This is a genomic window from Enterobacter sp. IF2SW-B1, from assembly GCF_001743375.1.
In the GTDB taxonomy this organism is placed as follows: Bacteria; Pseudomonadota; Gammaproteobacteria; order Enterobacterales; family Enterobacteriaceae; genus Enterobacter; species Enterobacter bugandensis.
Map to the genome: position 1 here is coordinate 1 of NZ_MJAA01000171.1, position 540 is coordinate 540.

At 28.5% G+C, this 540-nt stretch carries 1 pseudogene; it reads right to left on the bottom strand.

Features of this window, described 5'->3' with window-relative positions:
* A pseudogene (locus A6013_RS24120) lies at nucleotides 1-540 on the bottom strand (serine hydrolase); the annotation flags it as partial.

A 540-nucleotide genomic window follows, 5' to 3' on the forward strand; every position in this document is an offset into this window, starting at 1 on the left:
ATATGTTATTGCTTGACCACTTTTATCAGCCTCATATGTTATTGCTTGACCACTTTTATCAGCCTCCTTACAGTCTTTTGAAACACCATCTTTAATTAAAGTATCTCCGCTTTTATTATTTAACATTAAATCAAGTAAGAATTTTTTGTTTTCTTTGCTTAATTTTCCATTTGCGATAAGTTTATTTAAAGTCTTACCGAAAGCAGCAGGGGTTGAAGTATCTTTTTTGCTCTTTGGTGAATAGTAATTTAATTCTATCTCATATCTAACTGGATTTGTTACTTTATCTCCTAGTTCTTTTAGACGTTGTTTAACTTTTTTGATCCCACCGATTTCTTTTATAATTTTATTGTTTGCTGTATTATCACTATATGTCATTGAAGCCTCAATAAGTTCTTTTAAAGTGATATCTTTTCCTACATATTTTTCTAAAATAGGAGAATAAGCAACTATATCATCTTTGTTAATATGTACTTTTTTATTCAACTTACTATAAGGTACTTGTTCTTACAAAATAGCTCTCTTTATCGCTTTTGAAGT